The 23,558-nt window shown below is 60.5% G+C and carries 17 protein-coding genes; 7 read left to right on the forward strand and 10 right to left on the reverse strand.

Going from position 1 to position 23,558, the window contains the following annotated elements; translation table 11 throughout:
- The first annotated feature begins 89 nt into the window (after positions 1-89).
- Genes mfd through JFT85_RS08210 form a run of 3 tightly spaced genes read left to right on the forward strand, consistent with a single transcriptional unit; the run spans position 90 to position 6,820 of the window.
- Complete coding sequence (gene mfd, locus JFT85_RS08200) at positions 90-3,539, forward strand: transcription-repair coupling factor (RefSeq protein WP_053255047.1); 3,450 nt, start codon at positions 90-92, stop codon at positions 3,537-3,539.
- Positions 3,540-3,550: 11 nt separating this feature from the next.
- A complete protein-coding gene (locus JFT85_RS08205; protein ID WP_053255046.1) occupies positions 3,551-4,120 on the forward strand; it encodes a CsiV family protein in 570 nt (189 codons plus the stop codon).
- A gap of 9 nt (positions 4,121-4,129) precedes the next feature.
- Entirely contained in the window at positions 4,130-6,820 is a 2,691-nt protein-coding gene (locus JFT85_RS08210) for a DEAD/DEAH box helicase (protein WP_053255045.1), read from the forward strand.
- A gap of 112 nt (positions 6,821-6,932) precedes the next feature.
- Here JFT85_RS08210 and nagZ read toward each other — a convergent pair whose 3' ends face one another.
- Together nagZ and JFT85_RS08220 are read right to left on the reverse strand one after the other, a co-directional pair.
- Entirely contained in the window at positions 6,933-7,943 is a 1,011-nt protein-coding gene (nagZ, locus tag JFT85_RS08215; protein WP_053255044.1) for a beta-N-acetylhexosaminidase, read from the reverse strand.
- 153 nt (positions 7,944-8,096) lie between these two features.
- The gene (locus JFT85_RS08220; RefSeq protein ID WP_053255043.1) at positions 8,097-8,804 is read right to left on the reverse strand and encodes a TetR/AcrR family transcriptional regulator; all 708 of its coding nucleotides are present in this window, start codon (positions 8,802-8,804) and stop codon (positions 8,097-8,099) included.
- Between the two features lie 263 nt (positions 8,805-9,067).
- Here JFT85_RS08220 and lexA point away from each other — a divergent pair, with 263 nt between their 5' ends.
- Both lexA and sulA read left to right on the forward strand, forming a co-directional pair.
- Positions 9,068-9,676, forward strand: coding sequence for a transcriptional repressor LexA (gene lexA, locus JFT85_RS08225; protein WP_017137423.1), 609 nt, complete (start codon positions 9,068-9,070; stop codon positions 9,674-9,676).
- A 10-nt stretch (positions 9,677-9,686) separates the two neighbouring features.
- Positions 9,687-10,160 (forward strand): SOS-induced cell division inhibitor SulA, encoded by a 474-nt coding sequence (gene sulA, locus JFT85_RS08230; RefSeq protein WP_053255042.1) that lies wholly within the window; start codon positions 9,687-9,689, stop codon positions 10,158-10,160.
- A 79-nt stretch (positions 10,161-10,239) separates the two neighbouring features.
- Here sulA and JFT85_RS08235 read toward each other — a convergent pair whose 3' ends face one another.
- The 7 genes from JFT85_RS08235 to JFT85_RS08265 form a co-directional block, all read right to left on the reverse strand.
- Positions 10,240-10,473 (reverse strand): hypothetical protein, encoded by a 234-nt coding sequence (locus JFT85_RS08235; RefSeq protein WP_053255041.1) that lies wholly within the window; start codon positions 10,471-10,473, stop codon positions 10,240-10,242.
- 249 nt (positions 10,474-10,722) lie between these two features.
- Positions 10,723-11,244, reverse strand: coding sequence for a DUF6586 family protein (locus JFT85_RS08240; protein WP_053255040.1), 522 nt, complete (start codon positions 11,242-11,244; stop codon positions 10,723-10,725).
- A gap of 126 nt (positions 11,245-11,370) precedes the next feature.
- Positions 11,371-13,992, reverse strand: coding sequence for a type I DNA topoisomerase (gene topA / locus JFT85_RS08245; RefSeq protein ID WP_053255039.1), 2,622 nt, complete (start codon positions 13,990-13,992; stop codon positions 11,371-11,373).
- 114 nt (positions 13,993-14,106) lie between these two features.
- Complete coding sequence (locus JFT85_RS08250) at positions 14,107-14,343, reverse strand: DUF1653 domain-containing protein (protein WP_021490990.1); 237 nt, start codon at positions 14,341-14,343, stop codon at positions 14,107-14,109.
- 97 nt (positions 14,344-14,440) lie between these two features.
- The gene (gene fadA, locus JFT85_RS08255; RefSeq protein ID WP_053255037.1) at positions 14,441-15,616 is read right to left on the reverse strand and encodes an acetyl-CoA C-acyltransferase FadA; all 1,176 of its coding nucleotides are present in this window, start codon (positions 15,614-15,616) and stop codon (positions 14,441-14,443) included.
- 29 nt (positions 15,617-15,645) lie between these two features.
- Positions 15,646-17,793, reverse strand: a complete 2,148-nt coding sequence (fadB, locus tag JFT85_RS08260) for a fatty acid oxidation complex subunit alpha FadB (RefSeq protein ID WP_053255036.1) — start codon at positions 17,791-17,793, stop codon at positions 15,646-15,648.
- A gap of 511 nt (positions 17,794-18,304) precedes the next feature.
- Entirely contained in the window at positions 18,305-18,742 is a 438-nt protein-coding gene (locus tag JFT85_RS08265) for a hypothetical protein (protein ID WP_069552662.1), read from the reverse strand.
- 105 nt (positions 18,743-18,847) lie between these two features.
- Here JFT85_RS08265 and JFT85_RS08270 point away from each other — a divergent pair, with 105 nt between their 5' ends.
- A complete protein-coding gene (locus JFT85_RS08270; RefSeq protein ID WP_053255034.1) occupies positions 18,848-19,300 on the forward strand; it encodes a universal stress protein in 453 nt (150 codons plus the stop codon).
- Positions 19,301-19,485: 185 nt separating this feature from the next.
- On the opposite strand, the gene JFT85_RS08275 is transcribed toward JFT85_RS08270, so the two are convergent.
- Positions 19,486-21,405: an ATP-binding cassette domain-containing protein gene (locus tag JFT85_RS08275; RefSeq protein WP_053255033.1), complete on the reverse strand. Its 1,920-nt coding sequence runs from the start codon at positions 21,403-21,405 to the stop codon at positions 19,486-19,488.
- A 213-nt stretch (positions 21,406-21,618) separates the two neighbouring features.
- On the opposite strand from JFT85_RS08275, the gene JFT85_RS08280 reads away from it, so the two are divergent.
- Positions 21,619-23,547, forward strand: a complete 1,929-nt coding sequence (locus JFT85_RS08280; RefSeq protein WP_053255032.1) for a transglycosylase SLT domain-containing protein — start codon at positions 21,619-21,621, stop codon at positions 23,545-23,547.
- Positions 23,548-23,558 lie beyond the last annotated feature (11 nt).

Below are 23,558 nucleotides of genomic sequence, written 5' to 3' on the forward strand. Positions count from 1 at the left end.
CCGTAATAGGCTCAGTCAGCAACTGACAGGCGGCACCTCGGGCCGTTACAATTACCGACTTTGTCGCAACGCTTGGAGCTCAACCTTCCGTGCCCGTTCTGCGTCTACCGCTTCTCCCTGCCGCGGCAGGTAAACAGCACTGGGGCAACCTGCCCGGTGCCGCCCTGAGCCTGGCCATTGCCGAGGCTGCCAGCGCAGCCAAGCGCTTTACCCTGCTGCTCACCGCCGACAGCCAAAGCGCCGAGCGGCTGGAGCAGGAGCTGAGCTTCTTCGCCCCCGATTTGCCGGTGCTGCACTTTCCCGACTGGGAAACCCTGCCCTACGATCTGTTCTCGCCGCACCAGGACATCATCTCCCAGCGCATCGCCAGCCTGTACCGCTTGCCGGAACTGGCCCACGGCGTGCTGGTAGTGCCGATCACCACGGCCCTGCACCGCCTGGCACCGACCAAGTTCCTGCTCGGCAGCAGCCTGGTGCTGGATGTCGGCCAGAAGCTCGATGTGGAGCAGATGCGCACGCGCCTTGAGGCCAGCGGCTACCGCTGTGTCGACACGGTGTACGAACACGGCGAGTTCGCCGTGCGCGGCGCGTTGATCGACCTGTTTCCGATGGGCAGCAAGTTGCCGTACCGCATCGACTTGTTCGATGACGAAATCGAAACCTTGCGCACCTTCGACCCGGACAACCAACGCTCCATTGATAAAGTCGACTCGATCAAGTTGCTGCCGGCGCGGGAATTCCCGCTGCAAAAAGACGCGGTCACGCGCTTCAAGGCACGCTTTCGTGAACGCTTCGACGTCGACTTCCGCCGCTGCCCGATTTTCCAGGACTTGAGCAGCGGGATTACACCGGCCGGTATCGAGTACTACCTGCCGCTGTTCTTTGACGAAACCTCCACCCTGTTCGATTACCTGCCCCAGGACACCCAGGTGTTCTCGCTGCCGGGCATCGAGCAGGCCGCAGAAAACTTCTGGAACGACGTGCGCAATCGCTATGAAGAGCGCCGCGTCGATCCGTCGCGTCCTTTGTTGCCGCCCGCCGAGCTGTTCCTGCCGGTGGAAGATTGCTTCGCCCGCCTGAAAAACTGGCCGCGCGTGGTTGCCAGTCAACAAGACGTGGACGCCGGCAGCGGCCGCGAACGCTTCCCGGCCGGAACACTGCCGGACCTGGCGATCCAGGCCAAAGCCACACAGCCGCTGGAGGCGCTGTCCAACTTCATCGGTGACTTCCCCGGCCGCGTGCTGTTTACCGCCGAATCCGCCGGCCGCCGCGAAGTGCTGCTGGAATTGCTCGAACGCCTGAAGCTGCGCCCGAAAACCGTCGACAGCTGGCCGGATTTTGTCGCGAGCAAAGAACGCCTGGCGATCACCATCGCGCCGCTGGATGAAGGTTTGTTGCTGGACGACCCGGCCCTGGCGCTGATCGCCGAAAGCCCACTGTTCGGCCAACGCGTGATGCAGCGCCGCCGGCGTGAAAAACGCGCGGACGCCAACAACGACGCGGTCATCAAAAACCTGACCGAGCTGCGCGAAGGTGCGCCGGTGGTGCATATCGACCACGGCGTGGGCCGCTACCTGGGCCTGCAGACCCTGGAGATCGACAACCAGGCCGCCGAATTCCTCACCATGGAATACGCCGAAGGCGCCAAGCTCTATGTGCCGGTGGCCAGCCTGCACCTGATCGCCCGCTACACCGGCAGCGACGATGCCCTGGCGCCGTTGCACCGCCTGGGCTCCGAGACCTGGCAGAAAGCCAAGCGCAAAGCCGCCGAACAAGTGCGCGATGTGGCCGCCGAATTGCTCGACATCTACGCCCGCCGTGCGGCCCGCGAAGGTTACGCCTTCGCCGACCCGAAAGCCGACTACGCCACCTTCAGCGCCGGCTTTGCCTTCGAAGAAACCCCGGACCAGCAAACCACCATCGAAGCCGTGCGCGCCGACATGCTCGCGCCCAAGCCGATGGACCGCCTGGTGTGTGGCGACGTGGGCTTCGGCAAGACCGAAGTGGCCATGCGCGCCGCCTTTATTGCCGTACACGGCGGTAAGCAGGTGGCGATTCTGGTGCCGACCACCCTGCTCGCCCAGCAGCACTACAACAGCTTCCGCGACCGCTTTGCCGACTGGCCGGTGACGGTGGAAGTGATGAGCCGCTTCAAGTCCGCCAAGGAAGTGAACGCGGCTATCGCCGATTTGGCGGAAGGCAAGATCGACATAGTGATCGGCACGCACAAGCTGCTGTCGGACGACGTGAAGATCAAGAACCTGGGCCTGGTGATCATCGACGAAGAACACCGCTTTGGTGTGCGCCAGAAAGAACAGCTCAAAGCCCTGCGCAGTGAAGTCGACATCCTTACGCTCACCGCCACGCCGATTCCGCGCACGCTGAACATGGCCGTGTCGGGCATGCGTGACCTGTCGATCATTGCTACGCCGCCGGCACGCCGCTTGTCGGTGCGCACGTTCGTGATGGAGCAGAACAAAAGCACGGTCAAGGAAGCGCTGCTGCGAGAGCTGTTGCGCGGCGGCCAGGTGTATTACCTGCACAACGACGTGAAGACCATCGAGAAGTGCGCCGCCGACCTCGCCGAGCTGGTGCCGGAAGCCCGCATCGCCATCGGCCACGGGCAGATGCGCGAACGCGAACTCGAACAGGTGATGAGCGACTTCTACCACAAGCGCTTCAACGTGCTGATCGCCTCGACCATCATCGAAACCGGCATCGACGTGCCGAGCGCCAACACCATCATCATCGAGCGCGCCGACAAGTTCGGCCTGGCGCAGCTGCATCAACTGCGCGGCCGCGTCGGGCGTAGCCACCACCAAGCGTATGCCTACTTGCTGACGCCACCGCGCCAGCAAATTACCGGCGACGCCGAAAAGCGTTTGGAAGCCATCGCCAACACCCAGGACCTCGGCGCCGGGTTTGTACTGGCCACCAACGACCTGGAAATCCGTGGCGCCGGCGAACTGTTGGGCGACGGCCAGAGCGGGCAGATCCAGGCCGTGGGCTTCACCCTGTATATGGAGATGCTCGAACGCGCGGTGAAAGCGATTCGCAAGGGCGAGCAACCGAACCTCGATCAACCCTTGGGCGGCGGCCCGGAAATCAACCTGCGCTTGCCGGCATTGATTCCGGAAGACTACCTGCCGGACGTACACGCGCGGCTGATCCTGTACAAGCGCATCGCCTCGGCCACTGACGAAGAAGGCCTCAAGGACCTGCAAGTGGAGATGATCGACCGCTTTGGACTGTTGCCCGAGCCGACCAAGAACCTGGTACGCCTGACCCTGCTCAAATTGCAGGCCGAGCAACTTGGAATCAAGAAGGTCGATGCCGGGCCACAAGGCGGGCGCATCGAGTTCGAAGCGCAAACGCCGGTGGACCCGCTGGTGCTGATCAAGCTGATTCAGGGCCAGCCCAACCGCTACAAGTTCGAAGGGGCTACGCTGTTCAAGTTCATGGTGCCGATGGAACGTGCAGAAGAACGCTTTAATACATTAGAGGCGCTGTTTGAGCGCCTCATCCCGAAATCTGCTTGAAGGACGCCCCAATGCGCCTGTTCCGCATTTTGAGCTTGTTGTTGGTGGTCGTTGCCCCTTCGGCGTTTGCCGACAGCCCGTACCTGGTGGAAATGATCCTGGTCCGCCAGAACGCCGAGCCGGCTATCAACAGCCGCGCGGCGCCGGAAAACTGGGACGCCGGCGCTGCTCGCCTGCCGGCGGACAACATCAGCCCGCCGCGGCTGAGCAACATCGTCGACAAACTCCGTGCCGACAGTCACTACACCGTGCTGCTCCATCGGGCCTGGGACCAGAACCTGGGCGAACAACCGGTGAAACTGGCCATCAGCGATGGCCAGGAGCAGTTCGGCCAGTTTCCCATCGAGGGCACGCTGAACCTGCAACTGGGGCGTTTTACCGACATCGACGCCGACTTCTGGATCAACCAGTTCGACGCCAACGGGAGTGTCATCGCCAGCGAACACCTGAGCCAGCAAGACGTGCGCACCAAAAACAACCAGCTCAACTACCTCGACGGCGGCCACCTCGCCCTGCTGATCAAGATCACTTCGCTGACCGCCAAACCACCCAGCGCACCACCGCCCGACATTCAGGACTGATCCAGCGCCATGCCCCTGACGTCGTCGTTGACCAAACCCCTGGCCCCTTCGTGGGCCAATCGCTTTAAAGAGCAAAGCCTTGAGCGCGGGCGGCGCTACGCCCTGGAGAACCGCGTGCGCATCGTCGAGTCCGGCGACAGCACCATCGTGGCCAGTTGCGAAGGCTCGGGCGGCAACGTTTATCGGCAGACCATTTCGCTGCGCGAATCGGCCAAAGGCACGTTGATCCTGGTGGACAGCCGCTGCACGTGCCCGGTGCACACCAACTGCAAACACATCGCGGCGGTGTTGCTCAAGGTCCAGGAAACCCTGGCCTACCCGGCGGCGGCGCAGGATGCCGAGCTGCTGGAAAAGCTCCAGGCCGTGCTGGATAACCGCGTGGTGTTGCCGCAAGTGGTGATGGAAGAGGTGCGCCCCGTGCCGCGCCTGTGGCTGGCCAGTGTTGAGTTCAGCGCGTTTGAACCGCGCAACGGCAAGATGCAGCGCTATATCCAGCACCGCGCCGCGTTGTCGTTCAATTACCTGGGTAACTATGTCAGCGGGCAGAAGAACGCCGATATCGTCGTGCGCCAGGACACCCAAAGCCTGCGCATCAAACGCCACCCGGAGCTGGAGCAGCCGTATCGCGAGCAACTGCGCGTGCTGGGTTTCAAGATCGCCACGCGCCAGAGCAAGGCGTTGCCGGAGAGTGCCGGTGAATTGTTTGAGATGGTCAACGACAGCGCCTGGCTGAACTTTACCCTTAACGCGTCGCCCGCCCTACGCGCCGAGGGTTGGGAACTGCAGATCGACGAGGATTTCGGCTTCGACCTGAGTGCCGTCGACGACTGGTACGCGACGGTCGACGAGGGCCCGGAGCGCGACTGGTTCGACCTGGAACTGGGCATCATCGTCAACGGTGAGCGGCTGAGCCTGTTGCCGATCCTGCTCAACCTGATGCGCTCCCACACCGAGATCCTCAACCCGGAAAAACTCGCGCGGCGCCGCGACGACGAACTGATCCTGGTGAATATTCCCGGCCTGCCCAACGGCCACGGCCCGCTGCAAGTGGCACTGCCCTACGGCCGATTGAAACCGGTGCTGGCCACCCTCGGCGAGTTTTACCTGCAAGAACCCGGCAACACCACGCTGCGCCTGGCCAAGGCCGATGCGATTCGCCTCAACCCGCTGGAAGACCTGCCGTTGCAATGGGAGGGCGGCGAGAAGATCCGCAATTTCGCCCAGCGCCTGCGCGACATCAAGGATTTCAGCTGTGTGGCGCCCGAGGGGTTGAACGCAACCTTGCGCCCTTATCAGTTGGAAGGCTTGAGCTGGATGCAGTCGCTGCGCCAACTTGAGGTGGGCGGGATTCTCGCGGACGACATGGGCCTGGGTAAAACCCTGCAGACCCTGGCGCATATTCTTACCGAGAAAGCCGCCGGGCGCCTCGACCGGCCGTGCATGGTGGTGATGCCCACCAGCCTGATCCCGAACTGGCTCGACGAAGCGGCGCATTTCACGCCGCAGCTCAAGGTACTGGCACTCTATGGCGCGACGCGCAAAAAGCACTTCGCCAACCTGCAGGACTATGACCTGCTGCTGACCACGTATGCCTTGCTGCCCAAGGACATCGAACCGCTCGCCGCCCTGCCCTTGCACATACTGATCCTTGATGAAGCCCAGTACATCAAGAACCCCACGAGCAAGGCCGCGCAGGCGGCGCGCGAACTGAATGCGCGCCAGCGCCTGTGCCTGAGTGGCACACCGCTGGAAAACCACCTGGGCGAGCTGTGGTCGCTGTTTCACTTCCTGCTGCCGGGCTGGCTGGGTGACGTCAAAAGCTTCAACCGCGATTACCGCGTGCCGATCGAAAAACGCGCCAGTGACGTGCGCTTGCAGCACCTCAACGGTCGGATAAAACCCTTCCTGCTGCGCCGTACCAAGGAACAGGTGGCAACGGAGTTGCCGCCCAAGACCGAGATCATCCATTGGGTTGACCTCAATGAGGCCCAGCGCGATGTGTACGAGACCATGCGTCTGGCCATGGATAAAAAAGTCCGCGATGAAATCACCCGTAAAGGCGTCGCGCGCAGCCAGATCATCATTCTTGAAGCGCTGCTCAAGCTGCGCCAGGTGTGCTGTGACCTGCGTCTGGTCAACGACGCCACCCTGCCCGCCCGAGGCAGTAGCTCGGGCAAGCTGGACAGCCTGATGGAAATGCTCGAAGAACTGTTTGCCGAAGGGCGCCGGATTCTGCTGTTCTCCCAGTTCACCTCGATGCTGAGCCTGATCGAGGCCGAACTGAAAAAGCGCGGCGTGGCCTACGCCCTGCTGACCGGCCAGACCCGCGACCGGCGCACGCCGGTGAAGGATTTCCAGAGCGGCAAGCTACAGATTTTTCTGATCAGCTTGAAGGCTGGCGGTGTGGGCTTGAACCTGACCGAAGCCGACACGGTCATTCACTACGACCCATGGTGGAACCCGGCCACGGAAAACCAGGCCACCGACCGCGCGTATCGCATCGGGCAGGAGAAGCCGGTGTTCGTCTACAAGATGATTGCCCGGGGCACGGTGGAGGAGAAAATCCAACACCTGCAGAAGGAAAAATCCGACCTGGCGGCAGGTGTGCTGGACGGACGCAAGACAGGCGATTGGCAGTTGGGCAACGAGGATATCGAGGCGTTGTTTGCGCCGTTGCCCCACAAGCAAGAGAAGCGCTGACTGACAGACCGCCTTCGCGAGCAAGCCCGCGCCCACATTTAATCGCGTACATCCTTTTGGAATGCGCTCGAATGCGGGCGCGGGCTTGCTCGCGAAGGGCGCTCCACGGTTATCAGTCGATCAACTGAGCATCCCGCAACGCTGTGAGCGCCACCAACCAACGCGGGTCCTGCTTATAGTCCGTAGAGGCAATCGCCTGCCCACGCATCCGCGCGATGCGGGCAGATGGGGTGACCTTCATGCGTTGCGCAGCGGTCAGCGCAAGCTCGGCAGCCGCGCGGTCATTACACACCAGGCCCATATCACAGCCGGCCGTCAGCGCCGCCTCAATTCGACTGGCCGCATCACCGACCACGTGCGCCCCCGCCATAGACAGGTCGTCGCTGAAAATAACCCCATCGAACTGCAACTCGCCACGCAAAATATCCTGCAACCAGCGACGCGAGAAACCGGCAGGCTGGGCGTCAACCTGTGGGTAGATGACGTGGGCAGGCATCACGGCCGCCAACTGCGTGCTCAGGCGCGCGAAAGGCACCAGGTCATTTGCGCGAATCTGTTCCAGGCTGCGTTCATCATTGGGGATGGCGACGTGGGAATCGGCCTCAGCCCAACCGTGGCCCGGGAAGTGTTTGCCGGTGGCGGCCATGCCGGCACTGTTCATGCCACGAATGAAGGCGCCTGCCAGCACAGCGGCGCGCTCAGGGTCGCCTTCGAACGAACGCGTGCCGACTACGGCGCTGCGTTGGTAGTCCAGGTCCAGCACCGGGGCGAAGCTCAGGTCGAGGCCGACCGCCAGCACTTCAGTTGCCATGATCCAGCCGCACTGTTCAGCCAAGTACTCGGCATTCGGCTTATCCGCCAGTAGCCGCATGGCCGGCAGGCGCACAAAGCCCTGGCGCAGGCGCTGCACACGCCCGCCTTCCTGGTCGACAGCCAGCAGCAGGTCCGGGCGCACCGCTCGGATCGCCGCGCTCAGCTCGCGCACCTGGCGTGGGTGCTCGATATTGCGCGCAAAAATGATCAGCCCGCCCACTTCAGGCTGGCGCAACAGGTGGCGATCCTCGGCCGTCAGCCAAGTACCGGCCACATCGACCATTAACGAACCTTGCAGGACAGCAGTCATAAACCTTCCTTAAATAACGCACACAACCCGTTGCCCTCACGTGGCGCCGTTAATGACGGGCGCGCGGTGAAAACAACGGGTTGCGAGTACATAGCTGAAATCGGCATGGCGGCTAGCTTAGCGGATGCAAGCGGCCGCGCACACCCAGGCCGGTCACGCCTTGGCGACGGCCGGGGTCGATTTGCTGCGTGGGCGCAATTGCGCGGCCGCCATGGCCTGGTCGGTCACGCCGGTTTCGGCGCGCATGCCGGCCGCGAGGAACGGCACCATCAGGCGCATCACTTGCTCGATGGACGTGTTCACACCGAAGTCGGTCTCGGCAATCGCGCGCAACGCCTTGATCCCGGACATGCTGAACGCGGCAGCGCCGAGCATGAAGTGCACGCGCCAGAACAGCTCAATCGGCGGAATACGCGGGGCAGCTTCGTTAACCAGCAACATATAGCGGCGGAAAACCTTGCCGTACATGTCTTCCAGGTAACGCCGCAGGTGACCCTGGCTCTGGCTGAACGCCAGGCCCAACAGACGCATGAAGATCGACAGGTCGTTGCCGCTGCGTGGTTGAACCACCAGCGCCTGCTCGACGAGGATTTCCAGCAGGTCTTCCAGGCTTGGCTTGTTTTCAGGCTTGGTCTGGCGGCGCTCCAGCTCACGGTCGAGGCTGGCGCAGAACGGCCCCAGGAAGCGTGAGAACACGGCCTGGATCAGGGCTTTTTTCGAGCCGAAATGGTAATTCACTGCGGCAAGGTTGACCCCAGCCTTGCTGGTGATCAGCCGCAATGAAGTTTCAGCAAATCCTTTCTCCGCGAACAATTGCTCGGCAGCATCGAGAATGCGTTCAACGGTTTCCGACTGGGCCATGGCTACTCCGCCTGACAAACACTTGTTTGAAACATACGTTTCAGTGTGTGTCTTGTCAAGCCTGTGAGTCCGTTTTCCGGCCGGGCAGTCATCTAATTCGCCGCTATTTAATCACATCCTTTCCGGTCTGTAGGCAGCGCTGTCTGTGCCTTGTAAGACGGATGACGAATGACCGTCCAGCGGAGTGCCAAAAAAGGATGATTGCCAAGCGCAGTTCACTGTATATAATCCCAGTCACTGTATAAAAAGACAGAGCGATCAACATGCTAAAACTGACGCCACGCCAAGCTGAGATTCTGGCTTTTATCAAGCGCTGCCTCGATGACAACGGCTACCCGCCGACACGAGCGGAAATTGCGCTGGAACTGGGGTTCAAATCCCCCAACGCTGCCGAAGAACACCTCAAGGCCCTCGCTCGCAAAGGCGCGATCGAGATGACCCCAGGGGCTTCCCGCGGCATTCGCATCCCTGGCTTCGAAGCCAAGGCCGACGAGTCGACGCTGCCGATTATCGGTCGCGTCGCCGCCGGTGCGCCGATCCTGGCGCAACAGCACGTCGAGGAATCCTGCAACATCAACCCGACCTTTTTCCATCCGCGTGCCGACTACCTGTTGCGTGTACACGGCATGAGCATGAAGGACGTGGGGATTTTCGACGGCGACCTGCTGGCCGTCCACACCACCCGCGAAGCCCGTAATGGCCAGATCGTCGTCGCGCGTATCGGCGATGAAGTTACCGTCAAACGCTTCAAGCGCGAAGGCAGCAAGGTCTGGCTGATGGCCGAGAACCCTGAGTTCGCCCCGATTGAAGTGAACCTGAAAGATCAGGACCTGGTGATCGAAGGCTTGAGCGTCGGCGTCATTCGCCGCTAAAGGAGGCACCATGCAGCTCGTGCACACCCCACAACACACACAACTGTCGCTGTTCGAGGCCTTTATGGCCCAACCCCTTGCGCCCATCCTCAAGGAAACGGTCGAGGCCCCGTGGGGCTCCGAACCCGAGGCGTTCAGTGAGCTGTCGTTGCGCGGTGCTGCCGGGAGCTGCCTGAGCCTGCTGGCGCCGATCCTTCGCGAATTGAGCGAAGAGCAGGACGCGCGCTGGCTGACGCTGATCGCCCCGCCCGCCAGCCTGACCCAGGCCTGGTTGCGCGACGCCGGCCTCAACCGTGAGCGCATCCTGCTGCTGCAACCGCGCGGCGCGCAAAGTGCCCAGCAGTTGACGTGTGAAGCTTTGCGCCTGGGCCGCAGCCACACGGTGGTGAGCTGGCTGAACCCGCTCAACGCTACCGCCAGGCAGCAGTTGATCAGCGCCGCGCGTACGGGCGAGGCACAGAGCTTGAATATTCGATTGGGGTAATCAGGCTAGTTGCTTGCCTATCTGGCAGGAGTACTTCTGTCGCAATGGAGCTTGCCTTGGCAAGCCAGCTCACAAAAACTCAGTGAAGCACTCGCGGGCCGTCATCTTTCTCCGGTTCGCCTTCTGCCAGGCGACCTGCCATCTGCACACCCACGCTCAACATGGCTTTCGCTACTTCCACGTGCTGGCCTTGCAGGAACGCTTTTGCGTCCTCGGAAAAATCCAAAATAACCAGAGAACCCTCGTCCTCAGCCCGGCGCAGCTCAATTCGGCCGTCAGGCAATTCAACAATTTCCAGAAAGGACGTTGGCATAAAAGTCTGTTCTCCACGAAAGGCCGGGATTATATCAGTCATCCACCCCGCCCCGCAGAGGATCTCAACAGGTTTCTTTACGGCTTGATGAATGGTGCTTTTTGAACGCTGCGAGCCCCGTGCAGGATTTTCTGCCTGACTCGGTTCAAATGTGTGAGCGGGCTTGCTCGCGAATGCGGCGGGTCAGTAATGCCGCTTTCACGAGCAAGCCCGCTCCCACAGCGGTGAGTGCACCTCAGCGAAAACCCTTCAGCACTCGTTCAAGCCTTCACGAAACCTGAGCGCCATCTTCTTCAGCGCTTGGCGCCAGCTTTCCAGCTCCTCACGGCTCAGCGGCTTGGGCTCATCTTCTTCCAGCGCCAGTGCCACGATCAGCGGCTGTGTCACATCGCCTTTGGGCACATGGGGAACACGTGGCGGCTGGAACATATCGGCGTGCGCTTTGAGCAAGCGAGCTACCCAGCTGTCGGGGCTCTGGGCCATTTCTACCAATTCGGCCAGCTCAGGGATCGCCATGCTCGCCAGCACGTCGTGGTTCATGATCATTTCTGCACGCGGCGAACCGGCCTGGGGCAGACGGTAGAACCCGGCAATCTCATGACACAACCCCAGCAGCGCGCCGTACAGGTGGAACAATGCTGCTTCACGCCCGGCCTGGACGAGCGCGATGGCATTCATCTCCTTCCCTTCCTCGGCGCGGCCAAGGGCTTCCAGGGACAAACCCGCGAAGTAAATTTTCTGATTGGTACGGGTATAGAGTTCGTTGGCCATGACGGCAATCTCCACAACGAATAAGCGTGATGCTGGCTGAACAGTGTCACGGATCAGCCGAACGGACTGCAAGCGCAAAAAAAGGCCGCCTTTACAGGCGGCCTTTGTCATTCCAAGCGGAGTCGATCAAGCGCCCTGGCGCTTGTCCTCGACCTTCCACTTGCCACCGTCATAGAACGCTTTCCAGCCAGTAGGCTTACCGTCCACTTCGGTCTGCACGTACTGCTCCTTGGTTTTACGGCTGTAACGGATCACAGCCGGGCGACCGTCGGGGTCCTTCTTCGGCGCTTCACACAGGAAGTGGTACTTCGGATCAATCTCGTCCTTGTGTGGCACGATTTCCAGTACCAACGGCGCACGGGTCTCGCGGTTTTTCGGGAACTGGCTGGCAGCCAGGAACAAGCCCGATGCGCCGTCACGCAGGATGTAGGTGTCGTTGACCTTCTCGCACTTGAGTTCGGGCATCTTCACCGGGTCCATCTTCGGCGGCGCCGCGTCACCACTTTTCAGCAGTTTGCGGGTGTTCTTGCAAGTCGGGTTGGTGCAACCGAAGAACTTGCCGAAACGGCCGGTCTTGAGCTGCATCTCGCTGCCGCACTTGTCGCACTCCAGGCTCGGGCCTTCGTAGCCCTTGATGCGGTAGCTGCCTTCTTCGATTTCGTAGCCGTCGCAATCCGGGTTGTTACCGCAGATGTGCAACTTGTGCTTCTCGTCGAGCAGGTAGGCATCCATGGCTGTGCTGCAGATCGGGCAACGGTGCTTGCCACGCAGGACCAGCGACTCGGATTCACCCTCGTCGTCTGCGGCGATTTCGTCACCCGGCACCAGATTCACGGTGGCCTTGCAGCGCTCTTTCGGCGGCAGGCTGTAGCCCGAGCAACCGAGGAACACACCGGTGGACGCCGTACGAATCTGCATTGGGCGGCCACAGGTCAGGCACGGAATGTCCGTCATTACCGGCTGGTTGGCACGCATGCCGCTCTCAGGGCTTTCGGCCACTTCGAGTTTCTTTTTGAAGTCGCCGTAGAACTCGTCGAGCACGTTTTTCCAGTCGCGCTCGCCCTGGGCCACGTCATCGAGGTTCTCTTCCATGCCGGCGGTGAAGCCGTAGTCCATCAGGTTGGAGAAACTCTCGGACAGACGCTCAGTGACGATGTCGCCCATCTTTTCCGAGTAGAAACGACGGTTGTGCAGGGCCACGTAGCCACGGTCCTGGATGGTCGAGATGATCGCCGCATAGGTCGAAGGACGACCGATACCGCGTTTTTCCATCTCTTTGACCAGGCTGGCTTCGGAGTAACGTGCCGGCGGCTTGGTGAAGTGCTGGGACGGGTCGAGCTTGATCAGCTTGAGCGTATCGCCCTGGGCCATGTCAGGCAGCACATCATCGTCGCCTGGCTTGGCAATTTGCGGCATCACGCGGGTGTAGCCGTCGAACTTGAGGATACGGCCCTTGGCACGCAGCTCGAAGTCGCCTGCGCCCACGCTGACGGTAGTAGACAGGTATTGCGCCGGCAGCATCTGGCACGCCAGGAATTGACGCCAGATCAGCTCGTAGAGGCGCTCAGCGTCGCGCTCCATGCCACTCAGCTTGCTTGGCTCGGTGTTGGCGTCGGAAGGACGAATCGCTTCGTGAGCCTCCTGGGCGCCTTCTTTGCTGCTGTAGACGTTCGGCTTCTCCGGCAGGTATTTCTTGCCGAATTCGCTTTCAATATAAGTACGCGCCATGGCCACCGCGTCTTGCGACAGGTTGGTGGAGTCGGTACGCATATACGTGATGTAGCCGGCTTCGTACAAACGCTGGGCCATCATCATGGTTTTCTTCACACCGAAACCCAGGCGGTTGCTCGCGGCCTGTTGCAGGGTGGAGGTGATGAACGGCGCCGACGGCTTGCTGCTGGTCGGTTTGTCTTCACGCTTGACGATGCTGTAGCTGGAAGCCTTGAGCTTCTCCAGCGCGGCCATGGCCTGGGCTTCGTTCAGCGGCTTGAACGCCTCGCCTTTCTCGCGGGCCACTTCAAAGCGCACGTTGGCGCCCTTGGCGGTGCCGAGGTCAGCGTGCACTTCCCAGTACTCTTCAGGGTTGAACGCACGAATCTCACGCTCACGCTCCACCACCAGCTTGACCGCGACCGATTGCACACGGCCGGCGGACAGGCCACGGGCGATCTTGGCCCACAGCAATGGCGAGACCATGTAGCCCACGACGCGGTCGAGGAAACGACGGGCCTGCTGGGCGTTCACACGGTCAATGTCCAGTTCGCCTGGCTTGGAGAAGGCTTCCTGGATGGCTTTCTTGGTGATTTCGTTGAACACGACACGCTTGTAGCGGCTGTCGTCACCGCCGATGGCTTCCCGCAGGTGCCAGGCAATGGCTTCCCCTTCGCGGTCCAAGTCCGTCGCGAGATAGATGGTGTCAGCATCTTTGGCGAGCCGGCGCAGCTCTTCGATGACCTTTTCCTTGCCGGGAAGGATTTCGTACTTGGCCTTCCAGCCATGTTCCGGGTCCACCCCCATGCGTGAGACCAGCTGCTTGCGCGCTTTCTCTTTGGGGGTGAGCACCGGACCTTCGCCCGCAGCCGCCTTGCCGCGCTTGGCGGCCGGCTCCTTGCTGGCGCTAGCCGAACCGCTGGTGGGCAGGTCTCGGATATGGCCGATACTCGACTTCACCACGTACTCGTTACCCAAGTACTTGTTGATGGTCTTGGCCTTAGCCGGGGATTCCACAATGACCAGCGATTTGCCCATGGATCGGAAAATTCCTGAATTCGAGAAGTGAAAGGCAGTTGGCGCCTGTCGCGGCAACGCTATATATAGTGGCAACAAGGTGAGGTCAAGCGCAGCATTCTGCGCGGCCTGCCGTTATTGCCCTGAAAAAAGACTGGGTTCGGCCTGGACCAAAGCAAAGCGCGGGACCTGCTCGCCGTCAACTTCGACGGTCTCGAGGAACATGCTCAAAGGGCGCACCCAAAAGCCGTAATCGCCATACAGTGCTTGGTAAAACACCACTTCCTCTTCGGTCTCGGAGTGCCGCGCCACATTAAAAACGCGGTACTGCGGCCCCTTATAATGTTGGTAGAGCCCGGGTTCTACTTTCATGCTCTGGCCCTCTGACAAAATTTATTGAAAAAAAATATTAAAAATTCCAAAAAACAAAAACCGGGGCACTGGGCCCCGGCTTCCGTCAACCCAACGCTTAGAGGCGTTCGAAGACGGTGGAAATGCCTTGGCCGAGACCAATGCACATGGTTGCAACCCCAAGGTTGCCGCCATTTTGCTTCATCACGTTAAGCAAAGTGCCGGAGATACGCGCACCGGAGCAACCGAATGGGTGGCCCAGGGCGATTGCACCGCCGTGCAGGTTAACCTTCTCGTTCATCTTGTCGAGTACTTTCAAATCTTTCAGCACTGGCAGGGCCTGTGCGGCGAAAGCTTCGTTGAGCTCGAAGAAGTCGATATCGGAGATGGTCAGGCCCGCGCGCTTCAAGGCTTTTTGTGTGGCCGGTACTGGACCATAGCCCATGATTGCCGGATCCACACCCGCCACGGCCATCGAACGAATCACGGCCATCGGCTGGATACCCAGGTCCTGGGCACGCTGCGCCGACATCACGATCATGCACGAAGCACCGTCGGTGATTTGCGACGAACTACCGGCTGTCACGGTGCCGCCCTTTGGATTGAAGGCCGGCTTGAGGGCCGCCAGGCTTTCCAGGGTGGTGTCCGGACGAATGGTTTCGTCGTAGTCGAACAGTTTCAGGAAGCCATTTTCGTCGTAGCCGTTCATCGGGATGATTTCATCCTTGAACTTGCCTTCCACGGTCGCCTTTTGGGCGAGTTGGTGGGAACGCAGGGCGAACGCGTCCTGGGCTTCGCGGGTAATGCCGTGCATTTTGCCGAGCATTTCTGCGGTGAGGCCCATCATGCCCGACGCTTTTGCCGCGTACAGCGACATGTGCGGGTTAGGGTCGACGCCGTGCATCATGCTGACGTGGCCCATGTGCTCCACGCCGCCGACGACGAAGACATCACCGTTACCGGTCATGATCGCTTGCGCAGCGGTGTGCAGCGCGCTCATCGACGAACCGCACAGGCGGCTCACGGTCTGACCGGCCGCTGTGTGCGGGATCTGCGTCATCAAGGAAGCCATGCGCGCGATGTTCCAGCCCTGTTCCAGGGTCTGGTTGACGCAGCCCCAGATCACGTCTTCGACTTCGTTCGGGTCGACCTTGACGTTGCGTTCCAGCAACTTGCTGATCAGGTGCGCCGACATGTCTTCGGCGCGGGTGTTGCGGTGCATGCCGCCCTTGGAGCGGCCCATTGGCGTGCGACCGAAGTCGACAATCACCACGTCTCTTGGATTCAAGCTCATAAATATTCTCGCTCTAGTCGTCTGGGCGCTTAACCGAAGAAGCTCTGGCCATTTTTGGCCATTTCACGCAGCTTCGCGGTCGGGTGGTACAGCGGGCCCAAATCAGCGTATTTGTCAGCCAGGGCAACGAACTCGGCCACACCGATCGAGTCGATGTAACGCAGCGCACCACCACGGAATGGAGGGAAACCAATACCGTACACCAGGCCCATATCGGCTTCGGCGGCGGTTTCAACGATGCCGTCTTCCAGGCAACGCACGGTTTCCAGGCACAGGGCGATCATCATCCAGTTGATGATGTCCTCGTCGGACACCTCACGCTGCTCGTAGATAACCGGCGCGAGCACTTCGTGAACCGACGGGTCGGCCACTTTCTTCTGCTTGCCCTTCTTGTCGGCCTCGTAGGCGTAGAAACCTTTGCCATTCTTCTGGCCCAGGCGCTTGGCCTCGTAGAGCGCGTCGATCGCCGAACGGCGGTCGTCTTTCATGCGGTCCGGGAAGCCTTCAGCCATTACGTCGCGACCGTGGTGGCCGGTGTCGATGCCGACCACGTCCATCAGGTACGCCGGGCCCATTGGCCAGCCGAATTTTTCCATGACCTTGTCGATGCGCACGAAATCCACACCGGCGCTGACCAGCTTGGCGAAACCGCCGAAGTACGGGAACAGTACGCGGTTGACCAGGAAGCCCGGGCAGTCGTTGACCACGATCGGGTTCTTGCCCATTTTCTTGGCGTAGGCAACGGTCGTAGCAACCGCCAGCTCGCTGGACTTCTCGCCACGGATCACTTCCACCAGCGGCATCATGTGCACCGGGTTGAAGAAGTGCATGCCGACGAAGTTTTCCGGACGCTTGAGGGCCTTGGCCAGCAAGCTGATGGAAATTGTCGAGGTGTTCGAAGCCAGGATGGTGTCGTCTTTAACCTGGGCTTCCACTTCGGCCAATACAGCCTGCTTGACCTTAGGGTTCTCGACAACGGCTTCGACCACCAGGTCGACGTGACCGAAATCACCATAGGACAGCGTAGGACGAATGCCGTTAAGCACTTCGGCCATTTTCGCAGCCGTCATACGGCCCTTGTCAACGCGGCCCACCAGCAGCTTGGCGGCTTCCGCCAGGCCCTGCTCGATACCGTGTTCGTTGATGTCTTTCATCAGGATCGGCGTGCCTTTGGACGCCGACTGATAGGCGATACCGCCGCCCATGATACCGGCGCCGAGTACGGCAGCCTGTTTCACGTCTTTGGCGATTTCGTCGTAGGCCTTGGCCTTTTTCTTCAGCTCCTGATCGTTCAGGAACAGACCGATCAGGCTCTGGGCAGCCGAGGTTTTCGCCAGTTTGACGAAGCCTGCCGCTTCCACTTCCAGGGCTTTGTCGCGACCGAAGTTCGCAGCTTTCTGGATGGTCTTGATCGCTTCAACCGGCGCCGGGTAGTTCGGGCCAGCCTGGCCAGCCACGAAACCTTTAGCGGTTTCGAACGACATCATTTGTTCGATGGCGTTGAGCTTGAGTTTTTCTAGTTTCGGCTGACGCTTGGCCTTGTAGTCAAATTCGCCGCTGATGGCGCCTTTGATCAGGTTCAGTGCGGCTTCGGCCAGTTTGTCCGGAGCAACCACGGCATCGACGGCGCCGACTTTCAGCGCGTCTTCAGCACGGTTTTCCTTGCCGGCGGCAATCCACTCGATGGCGTTGTCGGCACCGATCAGGCGCGGCAGGCGTACGGTGCCGCCAAAACCTGGGTAAATACCCAGTTTGACTTCAGGCAAGCCGATTTTGGCGGTAGCCGACATGACGCGGAAGTCTGCGGCCAGGCACATTTCCAGGCCGCCGCCCAACGCGATGCCATTGATCGCGGCAACGGTCGGCACGTTGAGGTCTTCAAAATCGCTGAAAATCTTGTTGGCTTCGAGGTTGCCAGCCACCAGCTCGGCATCGGGCAGCTTGAAGTTGTCGACGAATTCGGTGATGTCAGCGCCGACGATAAACACGTCCTTGCCGCTGGAGACGATCACGCCCTTGACCGAAGCATCTGCTTTGATGGTGTCTACGGCCTGACGCAATTCATTCAGGGTTAGACGGTTGAACTTGTTGACGGACTCACCCTTGAGGTCGAACTTCAATTCGACGATGCCACTTTCAAGAGCCTTAACCGTGATGGCTTTACCTTCGTAAATCATCAACTGATCTCCACGATATGGAAGCTGAACAGTACACATTGGACGCTGGCCTATGGTTGGACATTGATGATGACGTCAATGCTCACGCCCATCCGCCAGGCACACCCGCCAATGCGATAGTCGGGGTTATGTATGAGCCGTCTGACAGACAAACGCTCAATTCATACGCCCGTTTGATTTGGGTACGCCACCTTCATCCAATTCCGAGCAATTGTCAATCGCTCGAAAGGCTAGGAAAAGCGCGACTTTCCAGTCATTTCAGAACCCCACCCCGGAGCCCACGCCTAGCCAATACTTAACTATTCATGAGATCAATAATGTAAAAGATGTGGGAAAAGGCTGTACAGAACCGGATATGCCGCTAGGCTTGCGACAACCGTAACGCGTCTGGATGACCATCCGACGCAGGAAACACAGATTTACCGGCCTGCCTGGCCAACTCCAGCCCGATGATGATGTCGGGCTTTTTATTGCCTGCTGTTTTGTAACAGCGAGCTGAGCCCGCGCAACGTTACGCCAAGGCCTTGAGCAGCGTATCAATGTCCTTCAACACACTCGCCTCGCCCTTCTCGCCCCAATACAAGGCGATCATTTGCTTGTCGGCTTCGACCTTATAGACGTTGGCCGGCAGCGTCGCAAAATGTGGCAACAACTTTTCATCGACACACACCTCGCGCCACTGATTGACCCAGACCCCTGGCTCCATCTGCCAATAACTCCAGATCGCCGGCGCACTCCCGCGCCGTGGCCGGCAGTACTGCGCGCAAGGGCTCGGCGGCTCCTGCTTGAGCCAATACGGCCATTCCTGAGGTGCCAACTGCATGGCCAGACCAATGCGGCGCGCCTCCATCCGCAGGGCCATGCGCCCGCTCTGATGGCGCGACGGGCGCAGCCATGCCAGAGGGCTCAGAACCACCAGAAGGATTGACACCACTATCCAGACCGTCATATGTGTACTCCCGAATTTCTAGATGAGCGGGTTTGAGCTGACGCAACCCCATCCGCTTGAAACCAGCCATACTGAACTTATTGCAGTCTCCTGGAGGAACGCGCCATGCCCAACGAACATTCCTACAAACATATCCTGGTCGCTGTCGATCTGACCGAAGAGTGCGACCCGGTTATCAAGCGCGCGCAGGCTTCAGCAATCGCCAACGGTGCCAAGCTGTCACTCGTGCATATCGTCGAGCCCATGGCCATGGCCTTTGGTGGCGACGTACCCATGGACCTTTCCCAGTTGCAGCAACAGCAGTTTGACCAGGCCAAAGAGCGCCTGGATCGCTTGATCCTGAAGTACCCGGAAGTGACCAAGGAAAACTCCCATCTCACCTACGGCCAGCCGCGCCAGGAAATCCACCACTTGGCCAAAGAGCAGAACTGCGACCTGATCGTGGTCGGCAGCCATGGCCGCCACGGCCTGGCGTTGCTGCTGGGCTCTACCGCCAATGATGTGCTGCACGGCGCGCCGTGCGATGTGTTGGCCGTGAAGCTGGTAAAAAGCGCTTAAGAACCACGCTCACCCAGTGTGGGAGCGGGCTTACTCGCGAAAGCAGTCTGTCAGTTGACGCATCTGGCGACTGATGTACCGCTTTCGCGAGCAAGCCCGCTCCCACATTTCTAATCGAATTCCATATAAAAAGCCCGGCGTTCATACAAATGGGCGCCGGGCTTTTTTTAGTGCGCTTGAATCACTCAGGCATCCAGCTCGGCCCAACGCTCAACCAGCACTTCCAGCTCCTGATTCAACGTCTCCAGGGAGGCAATCACCTTGGCAGTTTCCGCCGCCGGACGCAGGTAGAAACCTGCGTCGGCCATTTCCGCTTCTACCGCAGCGATCTGCTGTTCCTTGGCGTCAATGTCACCCGGCAAGGCTTCCAGCTCGCGTTGCAGCTTGTAGCTGAGCTTCTTCTTGGCCGCCGGCGCAGCTTCCTGGGCCGGGGCCTCTGCGGCCACCGGGGCCACCACTGCGGAGGTCAGGTCGGCTTTGCCGGACTTGCTCTCGGTAACGCCCAGCAGGCGCGGTGAGCCACCCTGGCGCAGCCAGTCCTGATAACCACCGACGTATTCACGCACCTTGCCTTCACCTTCGAAGACCAGGGTACTGGTGACCACGTTGTCGAGGAATGCCCGGTCGTGGCTGACCATCAGCACGGTACCGTTGAAGGTCAGCAGGACCTCCTCCAGCAGTTCGAGGGTTTCCACGTCGAGGTCGTTGGTGGGTTCGTCGAGCACCAGCAGGTTGGCCGGTTTGCTGAACAGCTTGGCCAGCAGCAGGCGTGCACGCTCACCACCGGACAAGGCTTTCACTGGCGTACGCGCACGCTGCGGGCTGAACAGGAAGTCGCCGAGGTAGCTCAGCACGTGGCGGCTCTGGCCGTCGATGTCGATAAAGTCGCGGCCTTCGGCAACGTTGTCGATCACGGTTTTTTCCAGGTCCAACTGATGGCGCAACTGGTCGAAGTAGGCCACGTCGATCTTGGTGCCTTCCTCGACCGTGCCGCTGGTCGGTTGCAGGCCATTAAGCATCAGCTTGAGCAAAGTGGTCTTGCCGGTACCGTTTGCGCCCAGCAGGCCGATACGGTCGCCGCGCTGCAGGACCATGGAGAAGTCCTTGATCAGGAACGGGCCATCCGGGTGATGGAAGCTCACGTTCTCCAGCACCATGACCTGCTTGCCCGACTTGTCGGCGGTGTCGAGCTGAATATTCGCCTTGCCCGTGCGTTCGCGACGCTCGCTACGCTCATTGCGCAGCGCTTTGAGGGCACGTACGCGGCCTTCGTTACGGGTCCGGCGGGCCTTGATGCCCTGGCGGATCCAGACTTCTTCCTGGGCCAGTTTTTTATCGAACAGCGCGTTGGCGGTTTCCTCAGCGGACAGCACCGCCTCTTTGTGCACCAGGAAACTGGCGTAGTCGCCGTTCCAGTCGATCAGGCCGCCACGGTCCAGTTCAAGGATGCGCGTTGCCAGACTCTGCAGGAAGGCACGGTCGTGCGTGATAAACAGCACGGCGCCCTGGAAGTCCTTGATGGCTTCTTCCAGCCAGGCGATTGCGCCGATGTCCAGGTGGTTGGTCGGTTCGTCGAGCAGCAGCAGGTCCGGCTCGGACACCAATGCCTGGGCCAGCAGCACGCGACGACGCCAGCCGCCGGACAATTCGGCGAGGGTCTTGTCGGCCGGCAGTTGCAGGCGGCTCAAGGTGCTGTCGACGAGTTGCTGCAAGCGCCAGCCGTCACGGGCTTCGAGGTCTTGCTGGACGTGCATCAGCTTGTCCAGGTCTTCTTCGGTGACGCAGTTCTGCGCCAGGTGATGGTATTGCGCGAGCAACTCACCGACACCGTCGAGGCCTTCGGCAACCACGTCGAACACTGTCCGTCCGTCGGCCACCGGCAATTCTTGCGGCAATTCGCCGATCTTGAGGCCCGGGGCGCGCCAAACAGAGCCGTCATCGGGCTTCTGGTCGCCTTTTACCAGCTTCATCATGCTGGACTTGCCGGTGCCGTTGCGGCCGATGATGCACACCCGCTCACCACGGGCGATCTGCCAGGACACCTTGTCCAACAACGGCATAGCGCCGAAAGCAAGGGACACATCGCTGAATTTGAGCAGGGTCATACGCTTCTCCAAAAACTGGGCGCGCATTCTACCTGACTTGAGGGTGGGATGCGGCCGGCATTTTCACCATGGGCACGTTCTGCAGGACATTTCTGATCTACTTGAACCAACCGGCCGGCAAAGCTTTCGCCGGCCGCTGGCAAAAGGCTAAGCTAGGGGCAATCAGTGTCGGCGGTGCCGGTGCTAGTCGTGATTTCTCTGCACGGACGTCTCATGCGCAGTCGCCTTTTCAACTTTTTATCTTGTCTGCTTCTTTCCGCCACCGCCGTTCAATCTGCCCAGGCCGTGGACCTCACCACCCAACGTCAATATTACGATGAAGCCAAACGCGCCCTCGCCAAAGGCGACAGCGGCCCGTACATGCAATACAGCCAGGCCCTGGCCGACTACCCGCTCACGCCGTACCTGGCGTATGACGAGCTGACCGCCCGCCTGAAAACCGCGAGCAACGAGGAAATCGAACAATTCCTCGCCAAAAACGGCGACCTGCCCCAGGCCAACTGGATGAAGCTGCGCTGGTTGCGCTGGCTGGCCGAGCGTGGCGACTGGCAGACGTTTGAAAAGTACTACGACGCCAAGCTTAATTTCGTCGAACTGGACTGCCTGCATGGCCAGTACCAGCTCACCCATAATCTGAAAGCCGAAGGCTACAAGACCACCGAAAAACTCTGGCTGACCGGCAAATCGCAGCCGGCCGCCTGTGACGCCACCTTTGGCCAGTGGGCCGCCGATGGTCAGCTCACCGAACAGAAAATCTGGGACCGCGCCAAACTCGCCGCTGAGGCCCGCAACTACGCGCTGGCCAACAGCCTGGTGAAAACCCTGCCGACCCTCGGTGCCCAAGGCCGCCTGATGGTGGACGTGGCGCAAAAGCCCGACATGCTCGGTGACCCGTCCCGTTTCCTGCCGGCCAACGAGGCCATGTCTGACGCCGTGGGCCTGGGCCTGCGCCGTCTGGCACGCCAGGACCCGGACAAGGCCATGGCCCTGCTCGACGGTTACGCCAGCAGCATGCACTTCTCCCGTGACGAAAAAGTGTCGATCGCCCGCGAAATCGGCCTGACCCTGGCCCGTCGCTACGACCCGCGCGCCCTGGACGTGATGACCAAATACGACCCGGAGCTGCGTGACAACACCGTGTCCGAATGGCGCCTGCGCCTGCTGTTGCGCCTGGCCCGCTGGGAAGATGCCTACCAGCTCACCCGCAAACTCCCACAAGACCTGGCCACCACTAACCGCTGGCGTTACTGGCAGGCGCGCAGTCTTGAGCTGGCCGAGCCGAAAAACCCACAGCCGCTGGTGCTGTACAAGAACCTCTCGCAGGAGCGTGATTTCTACGGGTTCCTCGCCGCTGATCGGTCCAAGGCGCCGTATCAGTTAAAGAACAAACCCTTGGTGATGAGCCAGGCGCTGGTCAACAAGGTCCGCAACACCCCAGGCGTGCGCCGTGCACTGGAGTTCTACGCCCGCGGCCAAATCGTCGATGGCCGCCGCGAGTGGTACCACGTCAGCCGCCACTTCAACCGCGATGAAATGGTCGCCCAGGCCAAGCTGGCCTACGACATGAAGTGGTACTTCCCGGCGATTCGCACCATCAGCCAGGCGCAATATTGGGACGACCTGGATATCCGCTTCCCAATGGCCCACCGCGACACCCTGGTGCGCGAAGCCAAGGTGCGTGGGCTGCACTCGAGCTGGGTATTTGCCATTACTCGTCAGGAAAGCGCCTTCATGGATGACGCCCGCTCCGGCGTTGGCGCCAGTGGCCTGATGCAACTGATGCCCGGCACCGCCAAGGAAACCGCACGCAAATTCAGCATCCCGCTCGCTTCCCCGGCACAGGTGCTGGACCCGGACAAAAACATCCAGCTCGGCGCCGCCTACCTGAGCCAGGTGCACAGCCAGTTCAACGGCAACCGTGTACTCGCCTCCGCCGCCTACAACGCCGGGCCCGGTCGCGTGCGCCAATGGCTGCGTGGCGCTGATCACCTGAGTTTCGACGTGTGGGTGGAGAGCATCCCGTTCGACGAAACCCGCCAGTATGTGCAGAACGTGCTGTCTTATTCGGTGATCTACGGGCAGAAGCTCAACTCGCCGCAGCCGTTGGTGGATTGGCATGAGCGCTACTTTGATGACCAATAAGGTTTGAAGCA

The organism is Pseudomonas sp. TH04 (assembly GCF_016651355.1).
GTDB lineage: Bacteria > Pseudomonadota > Gammaproteobacteria > Pseudomonadales > Pseudomonadaceae > Aquipseudomonas > Aquipseudomonas fluorescens.